The organism is Demequina sp., from assembly GCF_016278765.1.
In the GTDB taxonomy this organism is placed as follows: domain Bacteria; phylum Actinomycetota; class Actinomycetes; order Actinomycetales; family Demequinaceae; genus Demequina.
The window spans coordinates 20,778-35,707 of the sequence record NZ_JADQBE010000007.1; the positions used below are offsets into that span (position 1 = coordinate 20,778).

At 67.1% G+C, this 14,930-nt stretch carries 18 protein-coding genes; 6 read left to right on the top strand and 12 right to left on the bottom strand.

Annotated features, from left to right (window positions below; all coding sequences use genetic code 11):
* The first annotated feature begins 1 nt into the window (after window position 1).
* From QZZ29_RS00590 to QZZ29_RS00600, 3 genes are read left to right on the top strand one after another with little or no spacing between them, the layout of a single operon-like run.
* On the top strand, window positions 2–841 hold the full coding sequence (locus tag QZZ29_RS00590) for a carbohydrate ABC transporter permease (RefSeq protein WP_291380568.1): 840 nt from the start codon (window positions 2–4) through the stop codon (window positions 839–841).
* Complete coding sequence (locus tag QZZ29_RS00595; RefSeq protein WP_291380570.1) at window positions 841–1,926, top strand: glycoside hydrolase family 15 protein; 1,086 nt, start codon at window positions 841–843, stop codon at window positions 1,924–1,926. The genes QZZ29_RS00590 and QZZ29_RS00595 overlap by 1 nt, the downstream gene beginning before the upstream one ends.
* Window positions 1,923–3,545 carry a glycoside hydrolase family 66 protein gene (locus QZZ29_RS00600; RefSeq protein WP_291380572.1) on the top strand — a complete coding sequence of 541 codons (1,623 nt, stop codon included), beginning with the start codon at window positions 1,923–1,925 and terminating at the stop codon, window positions 3,543–3,545. The genes QZZ29_RS00595 and QZZ29_RS00600 overlap by 4 nt, the downstream gene beginning before the upstream one ends.
* 17 nt (window positions 3,546–3,562) lie before the next feature.
* Here the strand turns inward: QZZ29_RS00600 and QZZ29_RS00605 are convergent, their stop codons facing one another.
* The 9 genes from QZZ29_RS00605 to QZZ29_RS00645 form a co-directional block, all read right to left on the bottom strand.
* Window positions 3,563–3,985: a hypothetical protein gene (locus tag QZZ29_RS00605; RefSeq protein ID WP_291380574.1), complete on the bottom strand. Its 423-nt coding sequence runs from the start codon at window positions 3,983–3,985 to the stop codon at window positions 3,563–3,565.
* A gap of 39 nt (window positions 3,986–4,024) precedes the next feature.
* On the bottom strand, window positions 4,025–4,582 hold the full coding sequence (locus QZZ29_RS00610) for a GNAT family N-acetyltransferase (protein ID WP_291380576.1): 558 nt from the start codon (window positions 4,580–4,582) through the stop codon (window positions 4,025–4,027).
* Window positions 4,579–5,943, bottom strand: a complete 1,365-nt coding sequence (locus tag QZZ29_RS00615; RefSeq protein WP_291380577.1) for an MFS transporter — start codon at window positions 5,941–5,943, stop codon at window positions 4,579–4,581. Before QZZ29_RS00615 ends, QZZ29_RS00610 begins: the two co-directional genes overlap by 4 nt.
* Before the next feature lie 145 nt (window positions 5,944–6,088).
* Complete coding sequence (locus tag QZZ29_RS00620; RefSeq protein ID WP_291380578.1) at window positions 6,089–7,315, bottom strand: cation:proton antiporter; 1,227 nt, start codon at window positions 7,313–7,315, stop codon at window positions 6,089–6,091.
* 3 nt (window positions 7,316–7,318) lie between these two features.
* Window positions 7,319–7,798 (bottom strand): cation:proton antiporter regulatory subunit, encoded by a 480-nt coding sequence (locus QZZ29_RS00625; protein WP_291380580.1) that lies wholly within the window; start codon window positions 7,796–7,798, stop codon window positions 7,319–7,321.
* A gap of 49 nt (window positions 7,799–7,847) precedes the next feature.
* Window positions 7,848–8,258 carry a VOC family protein gene (locus QZZ29_RS00630; protein ID WP_291380582.1) on the bottom strand — a complete coding sequence of 137 codons (411 nt, stop codon included), beginning with the start codon at window positions 8,256–8,258 and terminating at the stop codon, window positions 7,848–7,850.
* A 48-nt stretch (window positions 8,259–8,306) separates the two neighbouring features.
* Window positions 8,307–9,398 carry a HAMP domain-containing sensor histidine kinase gene (locus QZZ29_RS00635; protein WP_291380583.1) on the bottom strand — a complete coding sequence of 364 codons (1,092 nt, stop codon included), beginning with the start codon at window positions 9,396–9,398 and terminating at the stop codon, window positions 8,307–8,309.
* A complete protein-coding gene (locus QZZ29_RS00640) occupies window positions 9,395–10,096 on the bottom strand; it encodes a response regulator transcription factor (RefSeq protein WP_291380585.1) in 702 nt (233 codons plus the stop codon). The genes QZZ29_RS00635 and QZZ29_RS00640 overlap by 4 nt, the downstream gene beginning before the upstream one ends.
* Before the next feature lie 17 nt (window positions 10,097–10,113).
* A complete protein-coding gene (locus QZZ29_RS00645) occupies window positions 10,114–10,920 on the bottom strand; it encodes a DUF2202 domain-containing protein (RefSeq protein ID WP_291380587.1) in 807 nt (268 codons plus the stop codon).
* A gap of 152 nt (window positions 10,921–11,072) precedes the next feature.
* On the opposite strand from QZZ29_RS00645, the gene QZZ29_RS00650 reads away from it, so the two are divergent.
* Window positions 11,073–11,531, top strand: a complete 459-nt coding sequence (locus tag QZZ29_RS00650) for a hypothetical protein (RefSeq protein ID WP_291380589.1) — start codon at window positions 11,073–11,075, stop codon at window positions 11,529–11,531.
* 10 nt (window positions 11,532–11,541) lie between these two features.
* Here the strand turns inward: QZZ29_RS00650 and QZZ29_RS00655 are convergent, their stop codons facing one another.
* Window positions 11,542–12,471, bottom strand: coding sequence for a phosphotransferase (locus QZZ29_RS00655; RefSeq protein ID WP_291380590.1), 930 nt, complete (start codon window positions 12,469–12,471; stop codon window positions 11,542–11,544).
* Window positions 12,472–12,548: 77 nt separating this feature from the next.
* Between QZZ29_RS00655 and QZZ29_RS00660 the strand changes: the two genes are divergently transcribed.
* Window positions 12,549–12,896, top strand: a complete 348-nt coding sequence (locus tag QZZ29_RS00660; protein ID WP_291380591.1) for a class I SAM-dependent methyltransferase — start codon at window positions 12,549–12,551, stop codon at window positions 12,894–12,896.
* Window positions 12,897–12,920: 24 nt separating this feature from the next.
* Window positions 12,921–13,163 carry a hypothetical protein gene (locus QZZ29_RS00665; RefSeq protein WP_291380592.1) on the top strand — a complete coding sequence of 81 codons (243 nt, stop codon included), beginning with the start codon at window positions 12,921–12,923 and terminating at the stop codon, window positions 13,161–13,163.
* On the opposite strand, the gene QZZ29_RS00670 is transcribed toward QZZ29_RS00665, so the two are convergent.
* Together QZZ29_RS00670 and QZZ29_RS00675 are read right to left on the bottom strand one after the other, a co-directional pair.
* On the bottom strand, window positions 13,152–14,390 hold the full coding sequence (locus QZZ29_RS00670; RefSeq protein ID WP_291380593.1) for a Dyp-type peroxidase: 1,239 nt from the start codon (window positions 14,388–14,390) through the stop codon (window positions 13,152–13,154). The genes QZZ29_RS00665 and QZZ29_RS00670 overlap by 12 nt on opposite strands.
* The gene (locus QZZ29_RS00675; protein WP_291380594.1) at window positions 14,387–14,866 is read right to left on the bottom strand and encodes a copper chaperone PCu(A)C; all 480 of its coding nucleotides are present in this window, start codon (window positions 14,864–14,866) and stop codon (window positions 14,387–14,389) included. The genes QZZ29_RS00670 and QZZ29_RS00675 overlap by 4 nt, the downstream gene beginning before the upstream one ends.
* Window positions 14,867–14,930: the final 64 nt, after the last annotated feature.

Genomic DNA, 14,930 nt, shown 5'->3' on the forward strand with positions numbered 1-14,930 from the left:
CATGACACGTGCATGGCGCAAGACCGTTCTTTACGGACTCCGTTACCTGCTCCTTGGCCTCGCGGCGTTCGTCATGGTGTACCCGTTCCTGTTCATGGTGTCCACCTCGTTCAAGTCGCGCTCCCTCGCGTTGGGAGACCCCACCAGTCTGTGGCCGAGCGACCCGACGCTGGAGAACTACATCCAGGTGCTCGGCACCGAGAACTTCGCACGGTACTTTCTCAACTCCGCCGGGGTCGCCGTCGTGAGCACTGCGCTGATCGTGTTGCTGTCCTCGATGATGGCGTACGCGTTCGCAAGACTCGAGTTTCGTGGAAAGAGGACACTCTTCACCCTCATCATCGTGGGGCTCACCATCCCGACGATGATGTTGATCATCCCCCAGTTCCTGCTCGCCAGGGACCTCCACCTCTTGAATTCACTGCCGGGCCTTGTTCCGTTCTATGTCGGCACTGCCCTGGCCTTCAACACCTTCCTACTGTCGGGGTTCTTCCAGCAGATTCCCCGTGAACTCGACGAGGCGATGATGATCGACGGCGCCGGACCATGGCGCCGGTTCTGGGATTTGATCATGCCGCTGTCCAAGCCGGCGGTCGGCACCGTCATCATCTTCTCCTTCCTTGGGACATGGGACGAGTTTGCGTGGGCCTTGACGGTGCTCAACGACGTTGACAACCGCACGCTGCCGATCGCGATCGCGCTGTTCCAGGGACAGCACTCGACGTCCTGGGGTCTCGTGTTCGCCGCATCACTTATCGCCATCGTGCCCGTCCTGATTGTCTACATCCTCTTCCAGCGCAACTTCGTCGCTGGCCTCACTACAGGAGCTCTGAAGCACTGATGTCAGCCCCTTCGACCGTTCTGGCCGACGCGTCCATCCGAGTCATCTCGGAAGGGCAAGCGCCCTCGGGGGCGTACGTCGCCAGCCCAAATTTCTCGCAGTACGGCTTTGCGTGGCTCCGCGATGGTGCGTACTGCGCTCTGGCCATGGACGCCGTTGGCGAGCAGGAGTCTGCCGCACGATTCCACCGATGGGCGACCGACGTGGTTCTGGGCGAGCGGGACCAGATCTCGCGCGTGGTCGCCGCGCTTGATCGCGGCGATGAGGTCGCGCCCGGAATGATGTTGCCGACCCGGTACACCCTCGACGGAGAACGGGAGGGGGTCGACCCGGACGATGCCTGGCCGAATTTCCAGCTTGATGGCTATGGCACCTGGCTCTTCGCGCTTGAGCGCCATATGGGCGATGCGAGCCCGGACGACGCGACTAGCGAGGCCGTCGAACTGGCCGCTTCGTATCTTGCGGCGTCGTGGAGGATGCCGTGTTACGACTACTGGGAGGAGTTCGGGGACCGGCTTCACACGTCGACCCTGGCGGCGATTGCCGCAGGCTTGCGCGCTGCTGGCCGCATCCTCGGTCGGGGAGCCTTCTTGGAGGAGGCAGCCACGATCATGGAGTTTGTGCACAGGGAATGCGTCGTGGACGGCGCGTTCGTGAAGGGGCCCGATGACCCGCGCGTGGACGCGAGCCTCTTGTCTTTGGCGACGCCGTTTCAGCTGGTGGGTGTCGAGGACCCCCTCGTGCGCGCCACCGTGCAACGGATTCGGTCCGAACTGGTTTCGCCGACAGGCGGCGTCCGACGCTATGTCGGGGACACGTACTTTGGGGGAAGTCCGTGGTTGCTCCTCACCGCATGGCTCGGCTGGCATCTGCGGATCGCCGGAGACGATGAGGGCTACCTCGCGGCCCGTGCCTGGGTCGAGGGCCACGCCGGCCAGAGCGGCTGGATGGCGGAGCAGATCACCGACGAACCGCAGGATCCTGCGTCGGTAGCGCCGTGGGTCGAGAGGTGGGGGGCCGCCGCAAATCCACTGCTGTGGTCGCACGCCAAGTATCTTCTGATGGAGAGCGAGGTGCCCGCGTGATTCCTGACAAGGCAACCTATGGCCCAGGCGAGTCCGTCGTCATCGAGTTCGATGGGCCTGCATCGGCTGGAGAGTTGCAAGTCCTCCACCTCGACGTGTGCATTGCCAGGAAGACGATCGAGCCGGGCGCGCTCAGTGTGGACCTGGGCTCATTCGAGATCGGTGGCTATGGCGTGACGTTCGGTCAAGACTCGACCGCCATCGATGTGCTGGCGAGCCGCTGGGATCGGCCGCGTTACGGATTCGTCGTGCGCCTCGCGGGCGACGTGGACCAGATCGCGGTCACCCGCCTGTTTCGCCGCCTGCACCTCACCGCCGCGCAACTGTACGACTGGGCATACCGTCACTCGGCGCTGATGCCGCCGGCCCGCCACTACGTGGATCCGCTCGGGCAGCCGAGGGACATGGACGTGGTTAACGCGATGTGCGCCGCTTTGAAGGCCGCCAGCGTGACCCCGCTCGGCTACTCGGCCGTCTATGCGGTCGGCCACGAGGAGGCCGACGCCTGGGCCGATGCGCTCTTGCTGAAGTCCGACGGCTCTCCGTATCGGCTCGGCGATGACTTCCTCGTGTTGCTCGATCCCGCGCACGAGCGTTGGCTCGACCACTATCTCGACGAACTCGAACGAGTCGTCGCCGAAAGTGAGATCTCGGGATTTCACCTGGACCAGTACGGCTGGCCGAAGTTCGCCCGTCGGGGCGATGGAGAACGGATCGACCTGGCCGCGTCATTCGGCAGCGTGATCTCGGCTGTCCGAACGCGGCTGCCCGACGTGCCGTTCATGTTCAACAACGTGAACGACTTCCCCACCCAGGCGACGGCGCCCCTCGAGCAAGACGCCACGTACATCGAGGTGTGGGAGCCTCACACGACGCTGGGCGATCTTGGGGCCCTCGCGACCAGCGCCTGGATGGTGAGGAAGGATCACCCACCCATCCTGTCGGCCTACCTGAGTTGCTACGTGACGGGCACCGAACGGGGAGCCACCGAGGCGGCAACTCTGGTGATGGCGACCGCGTTCTCGCACGGCGCGTCGCACCTCCTGCTGGGTGAAGCCGGCAATGCGCTGGTGGACCCCTATTACCCGACGAACCATGTTCTCTCGAGCGACTCGGTCGACGTCTTCGTCCGGTGGTACGACTTCGCGGTGCGCTATGGCGACCTCCTCTACGGCGCCGATCGGACGGACGTCACGGAGTTCTTTGCCGGTGGAATCAACGAGGACGTGGTGCTGGACGCGGGCGGGGTGGCCGTGTCTACAAAGGCCCGGCCGGGCTCGCTGTGGCTCCGGGTTGTCAGGGTGCCTCGTGGCATCGTGGTTCACGTCATCAACCTCGCCGCCCAGACCGAGATAGCGTGGGATGCGGTCAAGCAGCCGACTCGAAGGGTCGACGCGGCGACGCTCTCACTTTCGTTCGTGGCGCCGGGTGCGCGGGTACTCGCCGCGTCCCCGCAAGCGCCCACCCTCGAATCCCTCGCAGAGATAGGGGAACTCGAGGGACGTCAGGACTCGTCCCTGAGCGCCGGCCAGTCCGGGGTGCGCTTCGCGCTGCCAGACCTTGGGGCGTGGACCATGATCTGGATTCCAGACGAGGAACTCGCCGCCGCGCCGCGATGAGCGGCAGGCGGTCAGGGTCAGGAGCACTGGCCAGTCTTCGTGTCCCCGTCGGGCCCTTCGAACTTGTAGCCGGGGCTCGCGGCGTGCTTTCCGTCGGGGTCCGTCGCGTCGATGCACCACTTGTCGGCGCTGTCCCACTCCAGTTCCCCCAGCACTACACCAGGTGACAGTGTCGCGATGGTCTCGCCATCGAGCGTGACGACGGCGCCGGACACCACGAGGGAGGGTGCCTCGGTCTGGCCCTCACTCACCGCGGCGACGATGCTGTCTGCGACCGAGTTCAGGTCCGACGTGACCGTCGCGTCGTGACTCTTCTTCACCTGGTCGAGGTACAGAGGGACGGCGATGGCGGCGAGGAGTCCGACGATCACGAGGACGGCGACGACCTTGGGCCAGGCGAAGACGTGTGCGCTGCGGGGTTCCGTGGCGGCTGCGGTCATCTGAAATCTCCTAGAGAGTGGCATTCGGTGCACAGATTCTCACGCGTCATACGTGACCTGCCAGTAGCCCACGTCGATCCGTCGGCCGAACTTGTGGCCGACCGCGGGAAGGTGGGCGACCTGACTCATGCCAAAGCGCTCGTGAAGGGCCACGGAGGCCTCGTTGGGCAACGCGAGCACGCCCAGCAGAGCGTGGATGGGAGCGTGGGGGCTTTGTTCGGGCGTGAGTTCCTCAAGCGCCACAAAGAGCGCCGCGTACAGGGCGGTGCCCACGGCTCGTCCGCGTTCGCTGGCGTGAACGTATACCGTCGTTTCGAGGGTGTGGTCGTATGCCGCACGGTCCCTAAACGGCGCTGCATAGGCGAATCCGAGCACCGCCGAGTCTGCACCTCCATCCGCAACGCGGGCATCGTCCTCGGCGACCACCCAAGGGAGTCCCCGCCCCACCACCTTGGCGATGCGTCGACCCATCTCCTCTGCGTCGACGGGGACCACCTCAAACGTGGCCACCGTGTCGAGCACGTACGTGTTGTAGATCGCGGCGACAGCGCTGGCGTCGTCCGCGCGCACGGGCCGCACCGTGAAGGATCGTGTCATGTGGCCATGATCCCAGTGGGAGCGTCCTGCACACCAGCAGGCACGGCGGGCTCACGCACCACCGTCTCCTCGTAGGAGCGCTTGCGACGCAGGTACCGCCAGGACGACGCCATGATGACGATGCCCGCGATGCCGGCGGCGGCCGTCACGCCAAAGCCGTACGAGGGGCCGCCGCGCTCCAGCAGCACCCCGGCCAGCCACGCGCCCCCCGCGACGCCCAGGTCGAGTCCGACACGTGTCCATGCCATGCCCTCGGTGAGACGAGAGCGGGGGATCAAGGCGTGCACCATGCCGTCGCCCACCGCCATGGTGGGAGCGATCACCAGTCCCGTCATGAACATGAGGAGACCCAGGACGAGCAGGTTCGGGGCGAACACAAACGTCACCGCCCCCAGACCGCTTCCCGTGACGCCCCACAGCAGCCTGGACGCGAGGGATCCCGTCCACACGCGCGCACCGTAGGAGAGGCCACCCACCAGCGACCCCAGTGCGAACACTGCGAGTACCGGGCCGGACCATGACTTGTGGCCCAACTGGTCGGCAAGGGCCACCGTGGACGCGTCTACGGAAGCGAACAGCGCCCCCTGCGTGGCGAAGACCACCGTGGTGATGATGAGCGCCGGCGTGGTCACCAGCAGGTGGCCGCGCAAAGGGTTGCGGTAGCGGCGCGGGCGGGCGCGTGCGCCGTCCGGGATGATGCCGACGCGTGGCAACGAACCATCGATCACGGGCGCCATCGTCAGTGGCACCGTTCCCGCGTCGCCGCGCCGCGCGGGCGGTTCGGTGGAGCGAAGCGACAGGAACATGTAACCGCCCACCAGCATCGTGACGGCAGCGACCATGCTGGGAAGCCACGACGCGACGGTGGTGGCCAAGATCGTTGCCAAGGCCGGGCCAGCGATGAAGAGCACTTCCTCGAGCGAACTCTCCAGGGAAAACGCCGTGTTCAGGCTGTGTTTGTCGGGCACAATGTGGGTCCATCGGGCGCGGGTCAGCGGGGACTGGCTGCCACTCAGGGCAACCATCGGCGCGACGGTGAGAAGCGCCCACATGGGCGCGTGCATCAACGCCGCGACCACCAGGCCGATGCGGGCAGCCACGGACAGGGCGAAACCGATCCTGAGCACCCGCGACTGCCCAAACTCGTCGATCAGGCGACTGACTTGCGGCGCCAAGAACGCGTTGCCCATGGAGACGGCGGCCAGCACGGCCCCCGCGCGTGCGTATGACCCGTACTCGATCTGAATGAGCAGAAACGTCGCAAGCCCCGTCACGCCCATCTGCATGCGGGCAAGCAGTCCCCACCAGAAGAACGCCGACGCACCCGGCAGTGCCAGGATCTCGCGATAGCGCGCAAACATCACACGTCTCCGAAAACGACTTCACGTGCGCCCGAGGGCGCTAGCGTCACACCACCCGCGCGATGTGACCGGCGCATCGTCCCGGGGCCATGCGCATGCGGGCCGCGCCGGGAGACGAGCAATTCTTACACACCGCGAGGGTTGACTACGTCCGAGGCCGTTGCGTCCGAGGCTTGATGATGCCCGGCACCGGGATGTGGTCCGCCATCCGCATGAGCACGGAGCCCACCACCGCGAGGATCAGCACATAGGCCGCGGCAAGTGGACCCAGTTGACTCTCGACACCCGCGGCGACGCCCAATCCGGCGATGACGATGGAGAACTCGCCGCGCGGGATGAGCGACAGCCCAGTACGCCATCGGCCCTTGGGGCCGATGCCCGCGCGTGCCGCCGCCCACGATCCGGTCGCGATCTTGGTCACCGCCGTGATGACCGCGAGGATCAGCGCGGGGACCAGCACCGGGAGGAGGTCGCGGGGATCGATCGTCAGCCCGAAGAAGACGAAGAAGAGCCCGCCGAACACGTCTCGCAGAGGCGGCAGGAGGGTGCGCACCTCATCGGCAACCTGTCCCGAGAGCGTCAGACCCAGCAGGAATGCTCCCACCGCGGCGGAGACCTGCGCGGCCTCAGCCACCCCGGCGACCAGGAAACTCAAGCCCAGCACGGACAGCAGCAGGAGTTCGCGAGACCGCGAGTGCACAGCGCGCGACACGTGAGAGGAGAAGCGGAAGGACACTACGAACGCCATGGTCACCAGACTGAGCGCGATCGCCATCGCGATGGCTCCTTGCGCGAGGCTGGAACCCACCAGGATCACCGCGATGATCGGCAGGAACACCGCCATCACGATGTCCTCCATGACCAGCAGGCTGAGAATCACGGGCGTCTCGCGGTTGGCATACCTGTCGAAGTCGTCGAGCAACCGGGCAATGATTCCCGATGACGACATGTACGTCACGCCGCCGAGCAGTAGCGAGGCGACGGGCGACCAGCCGAGGATCAGGCCGAAGGCGATGCCGGGGATGGTGTTCGCCAGCCCGTCGAGGATCCCCGCCAGCCAGGTGGTCTTGAGTCCCTGCTTGAGGTCCGCCGGCGAGTACTCAAGCCCTAGCAACAGGAGCAGGAGTACTACGCCGATCTGCGCGCCGATCGCCAGGAACTCCTCCCCAGCGTCAACCTTGAAGAAGCTTCCCTCGCCCATGACGAGGCCGGCGAGCAGGTACAGCGGCACCGAGGGAAGGCCGACGCGTGCCGCAAGTCGTCCCAGGCCGGCAAGCACCAGCAGGATGATCCCCAACTCGATCAACACGACGGAAGCGTGAGCCGGCTGGGCGGCGTCTACCGCGAAGTGGACGCCTGGGGAGGTGAACACGGCTCAGCCGATCAGAACGGTGCGGGCCTTGCTCACGGAGTCTTCACTGCCCATGACGAGCACTGTGTCGCCGGACTCGAGTCGGAATTCGGGTCCGGGTCCGGGGATGCCGGAGTCCGAACGGATCACCGCCACGATGGAGGCCGCGGTGGTGGTGCGAATGTGACCATCGCCAATGGTCCGTCCGCTGAGTCCGCCGCTTTCGGGCATCGTCACCCACTCGATCGCGAGACCCTCCACCATGTGGCGAAGCGAGTCAAGCCTGGCGGTGATGTTGGTCCCGCCCAGCAACTCTGCGAGTTTGCTCGCATCGCTGTCGGTCAGCTCCATGGTGCCACGACAGGAGTCGGGGTCTTGTCTGTCATAGAGTGCGACATCGCGCCTGCCGTCGCGGCGTATGACGACGCCCACGTGGTCGCCAAGTTCCGAGGTGAATTCGTAGCGGACGCCGATGCCCGGCAGCGGGGTCTCGAAGATCTCCATGGGTCTACTGTCGCATGGCGGCGGTCTCGCGGTCACGTGTCGGCGACGGCTAACTGCCGCGCAGCTCCGTGTAGCCTTCGTCGGTAATGAGGAGGGCGTCGTTCACGGCGAGTTCGATGAGGTTTCCCCACGGGTCGCGCACATAGCCTGAGTACCCGCCCCAGTACACATTCTTAGGTTCCTTCGCGACCTCGCCACCAGCCTCGGCCCATTGTGCGACCACCTCGTCCACCTCCGGGGGACGCGTGAAGTTGATCGCGAACGACGTGTACCCCGGAGGAGCGAAGTCGAGGCCCTCTGCCTCCCACGAGGTACGCGACCACAGGGCCGCGACAAAGCCGTTCATCTGCACAAAGGCGATCTCGTCGCCAAAGCGCATCTTGATATCCCAGCCCATGGCCCTCTGGTAGAAATCGATGGCGGCAGCGAGGTCGTCAACAGGGAGGGTAATCAGAGACATTCTTTGCGTACGCATGGCAGAAGTATGGTCTGCTCAGGGGGAAGTCCGCTATTCGAGGGGGTCGCCCGCCTGGTACCGCGGAAGCGTCATGACAAAGGTGGCGCCCTTGTCGAGGCCCTCCGACGTGACGCTCACCGCGCCGCCGTGCGCCTCGACAATCGATCGCGCAATGGTCAGACCGATGCCGCGTCCGCCTGGTGTCGAAGCGGAGGGAACGCGATAGAAGCGCTCAAAGATCCGCCCCAGTTCTTCCTGCGCAATACCCTGCCCGGAGTCCGTGACGGACACCCACGAGTGGATCCCATCGCCGCCCGAGGTGACGGTGACGGTGCCGCCCGCGTCGGTATGCCCGAGGGCGTTGCCGACGAGGTTGATCACCACCTGCGCGAGCCGGTGCGCGTCGCCCGAGACGGGAGCGCTCGAGCCGCCGACGATCAGGGAGACGCCGGCGTGCTCGAATTGTGGGCGCATGCGCTCGCAGACCTCGGATGCGACGTCGGACGCGTCAATCGGCAGCATCTCCATGCGAAGCGTGTGCTCCTCCGCGCGAGAGAGCGTGGACAGGTCCTCCGCCAGGCGTTGCAGCCGCGAGGCCTCGTCGGCAACCCGGGCGTACACCTCCGGGCCGGGGTCGACCACCTCGTCGAGCAGCGCCTCCATCGAGCCCTTGATGGTGGTGATGGGGGTTCGCATCTCATGCGCGACCTCGTCGATCAGGCGGGTGCGGCGAGCCTCTGTCTCCGCGAGCCGTGTCGACAGTGCATTGATGTCGTGCGCCACCGCAGCAAGTTCCTCATCTCGTGGGGTGGGGACCGCCTGCTTGTAGTCGCCGTTGGCGACGCGGCGCGACGCCGCCTGAATGGACCCAAGCGGGCCCATGATGGTTCGCGTGACCAGCACTGCGGCCACCGCCGCGGCCACCAGGGCGGCGGCGCCCCCGGCGATCAGCACCCCCGGAAGCAGGCTGGCGACAACGTCGGTCGCGTCGTCCACACGCATTCCACCGCCGCGCATCATTCCGCCCTGCCGGTTGAGTAGAGCGCCACCCACGACAAACCCGGCGCCGATGAGCGCCGCGACGCCCACAAGTGCCACGGCAAAGTGCGACGCGAGCAGACGGCGTCGCAAGGTCGATCTCATGATGGGGTCCCGATGAACTTGTAGCCCACGCCCCGGATGGTCGCCACGAATTGGGGCTTGTCTGCGGCGTCGCCGATGGCCTGGCGCAGCTTGCGCACGTGCACGTCGACGATGCGCTCGTCACCGTAGAAGTCCCATCCCCACACGCGTTCGATGAGTTGGCGGCGGGTGAAGACCCGACCGGGGGACGAGGTCAACGCAGCGAGCAGGTCGAACTCAAGAGCGGTCAGGGTGGCCGCGCCGCTGCGTGTGGTGACCTCGTGTCGCGCGATGTCGACGGCCAGGCCCTCGAACAGCAGCCGTTCATCTGCGGGACTGGAGCCGTCGCGACGCCTGAGCAGAGTGCGCACGCGCGCCACCACTTCCCGCGGGCTGAAAGGCTTCGTGACATAGTCGTCGGCGCCGACCTCAAGCCCGATAAGAGTGTCCGTCTCCTCCGATCGCGCCGTCAGCATCAACACGTAGACGTCGGAGGTGCGGCGTATTTCGCGGAGCGTCTCGAAGCCGTCGATGCCGGGAAGGCGGACGTCGAGGATCACCAGGTCCGGCATCGAACGGGAGATCGCCGCGAGGGCCTCTTCCCCCGACGTCGCCAGGACAACGGTAAAGCCCTCGCGCCGCAGGTATTGCGACACGAGGTCTCGGATGTTCGCCTCGTCGTCCACGACGAGCACGGTCCTGGCGGCCACGGTTGTCATCCTAGGCACCAGGCGCGCTACCGGCCCGTGACGGACGCGACCTCCGCGTCGGTCAGCACCTGAGCTTCGTACTCGATTCCCGCGCGGGAGAGGTTCATGACGAACGCGCGCAGGTGGTTCTCGCTCGCTGATTCAAGTGAGGCGAACACGGTGGCTATCGCCGCGTCGTCGGTCGATCGATCGCGAAGGTCGGCAATGTCCGTCTCTTCGACAAGGGCGCCTACGGCCAACGCCTGAGTGTCCGATTCGAGGCCATCGGCCAGCAGGGTGTCGTACAGGTCCTGCAGTGCGGGTTCGGAGAACTCGCCAGCGGCGAGCCCGTCGGTCGGGTCTTCCGCGCCGTACGCATCCAGCAGCGACCGGACCGCGTCCAGGTGCTGTTGCTCCGCCGACGAGATGTTTTCAAACACCCTCAGGTCCCAGGCGTCGGCGAGCTCGACGTACAGGTCGTGAGCCAGCTTCTCTTCGTTCACCATGTAGACCACGGCGGCGGTGTCCACCGACGACAGGGAGTCTCCCGCCGTCACCAGCCCAGCGGGATCGCCGATGCCGTTGTCGAGGCCCTGGCCACGCGGGCCGCGAGGTCCTTGGTTGCCGCCCCACGTCGATCCGCCACCCATACCCATCCCCATGTGGGCGTCGTCGCTACCCCAGGCTAGGCCGGGGCGGTCTGCTGGGGCGCCGCGACCGGGGGCATCGTCGCCGTGCCAGCCCATGCCGGGGCGATCGTTGTCTGATGGGGTGGCCGCCAGTGCAACGGAGGTGGGGATCGCGACGAGCGCGGCGCCGCCCAAGGCGGCGAGGATGATGCTCCGGGTATTCACGGTGATGCTCCTAACGGGTTGATGTGCTTCCAGTGCACCGCAGTCGTATGGAGTCTCGGGGTGTCGTTCTGTGAAGGTTGCGTGAAGCCTCACTGCGGCACTCAACGGTTTCCCGCCGCGCCCACGCCAGCCAGAACGCGTAGCGTGGAGTCATGACCACGGCTGCCCCTCCGTTCACGTCCCCTCAGATTCGCGAGGCCTGTCCCGACGGCCACACCCTGGACATCGTCACAACCCGCGACGGTGAGGTGGTTGACCGGCGCCGCACCGTGTACTTCGATCCGGACGAGTCGGCGGTGTCGATCCGGGTCACGGCGCTCGACTCTCACGGCGAGACGGTGGGCGAACCCATGGAGGCCAGGTCCACATGGGACGACTTGCGAGACCACGCGGTCTTTCCCGGCGACATCACCACGGTGACTCGCGAAACGATCGAGACTCCGCTCGGCCGCCTCGAGTGCGCGCGGTATGACGTCGCGAGCGGCGAGGTCACGCTGGTCTTCTGGTTCAGTGCCCAGTTCCCAGGCATGCCCATTCGCTCTGCGACCGTGAGTGATGGTAGCGAGGTGGAGACCACGGTGGTTGCCGCGGTGTCGGGCGCGCCCTCGTAGTGGTCGGCCGCTAGGGCGGTGGGGGTGTGGGATCGACGACTCCGAGTTCCACGAGCGCCGCCCAGCCCGCTGCCGCGTGGTCCTCTTGGTCGACTCCGCCAAGAAGCGCGGCGTACGCCACCGCCTCAGCCTCGATGCGCTTGCGCGCCGATTCGGACATGGCGCCGTCTGTCGCGGCGGCGCCACCCGCCTTCGCATACGCCCGGGTGAGTTCCCCAAAGTTCGCACGCCCCACCAGGACGAGCGCCTGGCCGAGGTCGCTGGCCGGGTCTCCCACTGCCGCGTCCCCCCAGTCCAGGAGTCCGGCCAGGTGACCATCGCGAGTGAGGATGTTGTTGCCGTGAATGTCCAGGTGGGTCCATGTCAGCGGTCCGGGGGCCTCTCGGGCGCCTGCCTGGAAGAGTTCCCGCGCCACATGTGCGCGAATCGTGTCGCCGTGCTCCACCTCAAGGGCCTCGAGGCGCAAATCGAGTCGCTCGGCCCGATCGGCGAGCGGCCGGGACCGAAATGGGTTGACCGGGGCGTCCGCCGGGGCGGGCTGATGCACCTGTGCCAGCGCGGCCCCCAGTTCGCGCGCCCCGTCGGCGCTCAAGGGTGCCTCGTAGGCGGACTTCCCCTCGAGCCACGGCACGATCGACCACCGCCACGGGTAGCGCTCGTTGGGCTCCCCGACGTGGAGCGCGCGCGGCGTGGGGAAGGTCCACGCGGCGCCGACTCTCGGAATCCAGTCGAGTTCGGTCGCGGTCAGCGCCGCTCCGAGCCGCCGACGGGGAAGCCGGACGGCAAGGTCGCCGCCGATCCGGATGGTGACGTTGACCCATCCTTCGTGGCTTGAGCCGATGGGAAGCTTCGCAAGATCCGGAAACTGACTGCGCAACAGGGCGCGCACCAAGCGTTCGTCGATATGGACCTCGGCCGGGGGCATCTCTAGATCGCTCACCCCTCCACACTAGGGACTGTCGCTCGGCGGTGCGCGGCGAGGGCAGGCGTCGACCACAATCGAGGGCACACTGGGGGATGTCGGCACAGTCTTCGTCCGTTCCGGACCGCCGCCGCTTCAACCACACCGTTCGCTACCAACGGCAGTTGCTCGCCCACCTGCCCGAGGGTTCCCGCACCGCAATTGATGCGGGATGCGGGGAGGGTCTGGCGGCCAGGACCATGGCCCGCGCCAGCCTGACAGTCACCGGGATCGACGCCGACGAGGTGAGCATCGCGCGCGCCCGCGCGCAAGACATCGAGGGCATCACGTACGTGGTGGGGGACATCTTCGCGACTGACCTGGAGCCAGCCGACGTGGTCTACTCCGGCGCCTTGCTGCACCACATGGACATCGACGCAGGCCTGGAACGCCTGAAGTCGTAGGTCGCGCCCGGCGGACGCTTGTGTGTGGTGGGTGCGGCGCGTGCCACGTGGCGGGACCTCCACCGAGAGGTCGCCGGGTCGATCGCGGAGAAGGCCTTTCTGCTGGTCAAGGGCTCGTGGAAGCACGGCTCGCCCACCGTGTGGCCGCCGCCTCACACCTGCCGTGAGGTGCGTGACGCGGCGATGCGGATCCTGCCTGGTGCGGAGTACAAGGCGCGGGTGCTGTGGCGCTACGCGATCGTGTGGGATCGCCCCTCAGACGGCTAGTAGGGCCTCGCCCACGTAGCCGCCTTCCCGGCATCCTGGCGGGATCGCGAAGACCGCTGAACCGACCGGCGTGGTCCAGACATTGAGCAGGTCCGCCTCATCGAGCGCACTCTGGATCGGCACGAACTGACGGTTGACGTCAGCTTGCCACGACCCGAACAGCAGCCCGCTGTCACTCAGCGCGGCCGAGCCGGGTGGCGGAGGGTCCTCGTAGTTGTACCCGAGGCGCACGATGCGCAGCGTCGGATCCTCGACACGCGCCCGCCTCGCGTGCGCGACCGACGAAATGATCGGCAACCCCGACGGTCCCGACTTGTCCAGGTCCAGCGGATCGCGCTCGCGACCTCCCGTGAGCGGCGCACCCGTGTCCAGGGTGCGCCCCACGGAGTTCTCGCGACCCGCGCGATCTGCGGCGTCCCAGCCGTCGAGGTCCATCGTGATGCGCCGCAGCACAAAGCTCGTTCCGCCGCGCAACCAGGCGGGAGCATCGTCGCCCGCCAGCACCGCGGCGTCGAACTCGCTCGAACCCGGGGCGAGATTCGCGGACCCGTCGATCTGCCCAAAGAGGTTGCGCATGGTGCGCCCGGACGGGTCCGAGCCGTAGGCCCGGCGAAATCCATCCTGACGCCACCGGAGAGCGGCGAACGAGCGCGAGTCCTTGAGCAGCATGCGCAACGTGTGCGCCACGGTGACGGGCTCGTCGGCGGCCACGATCAGCAGTACGTCGCCTCCGGACCAGCGGTCCTCGAGCCTGTCGATGGAGAAGGCGGGCAGCGGGCCCAGCCAGTCCGGCCGCTGCCCGCGGGCGCGATTCACGAAGCCCCTACCGAAACCCACTGTCACGGTGAGCCCGGCGGGTGTCGCGGCCAACTCTGGTTCGACGTCGGCCAAGGCGGCGCGTCCCTGGGTGAGCCGTGCCGCGTCGTCCGTGATGAGGCGCATCCAGGCGGCCAAGCGGGCGCGGTCCACGCCGGGGAGAAGGTCGAGAGCGACGAAGGACGCGAAGGCGCCGGGCCGCGCCTTCACGGCGGCTTGGTGGGGCCCGTAGAACGGGATGACGCGCTGGCCGTTGACGCCGGCGTTGTCCGGGCGATCGGGGGTACCAGGTAGCGCGCCCGCGCGTTCGGCCCCGGCCCCGGCGGCGGCGCCGACCAGGGCACCGGCCCCCACCGCGGCCCCTGCGGCGAGGAACCGGCGCCTAGAGGGCGCGCTGTCGGCTGGCCTCACGTGGAGGCCTCCGGAGAGGCGGACTCCATCTGCTCGTCCATACCGCCGTCGTAGTTCTCGTCGGCGCCAGCGAAGTCCTTGGCCACGGCCGTGAGATCCACTTCCGAGCCGTCGGACAGCGTCAACGTGACCGTGACATCGTCCCCCGCGGCGAACGGTGCGGTGATTCCCATGAACATCAGGTGGTACCCACCCGGTTCGAGTGTCAGGAAGCCGCCCGCGGGGACGGCGAGGCCGCGGTCTACCGGGCGCATGACGTTGTCGACCACCTCGTGCAGTTCCACCGTCTTCGCGGCTTCGGACGTCGCGCCGGTGATGGTGATGTCGTGATCCGAGGAGTTCTCGATGGTGCCGAAAGCCGCGGTCATGCCGTCGGCGGCGGCCTTGACCCAGGCGTCGGTGATGGTGAGCGACGACGCATCGTCGCCGGCGCCGCTGCTGGAACATGCGGCGAGGGTCAGTGTGATTGCCGCCATGAGGGCGGCGCGGGACAGGACACATCGGGGGCGCGGGACTCGATTGGGCGCAGGCATGGGTTTC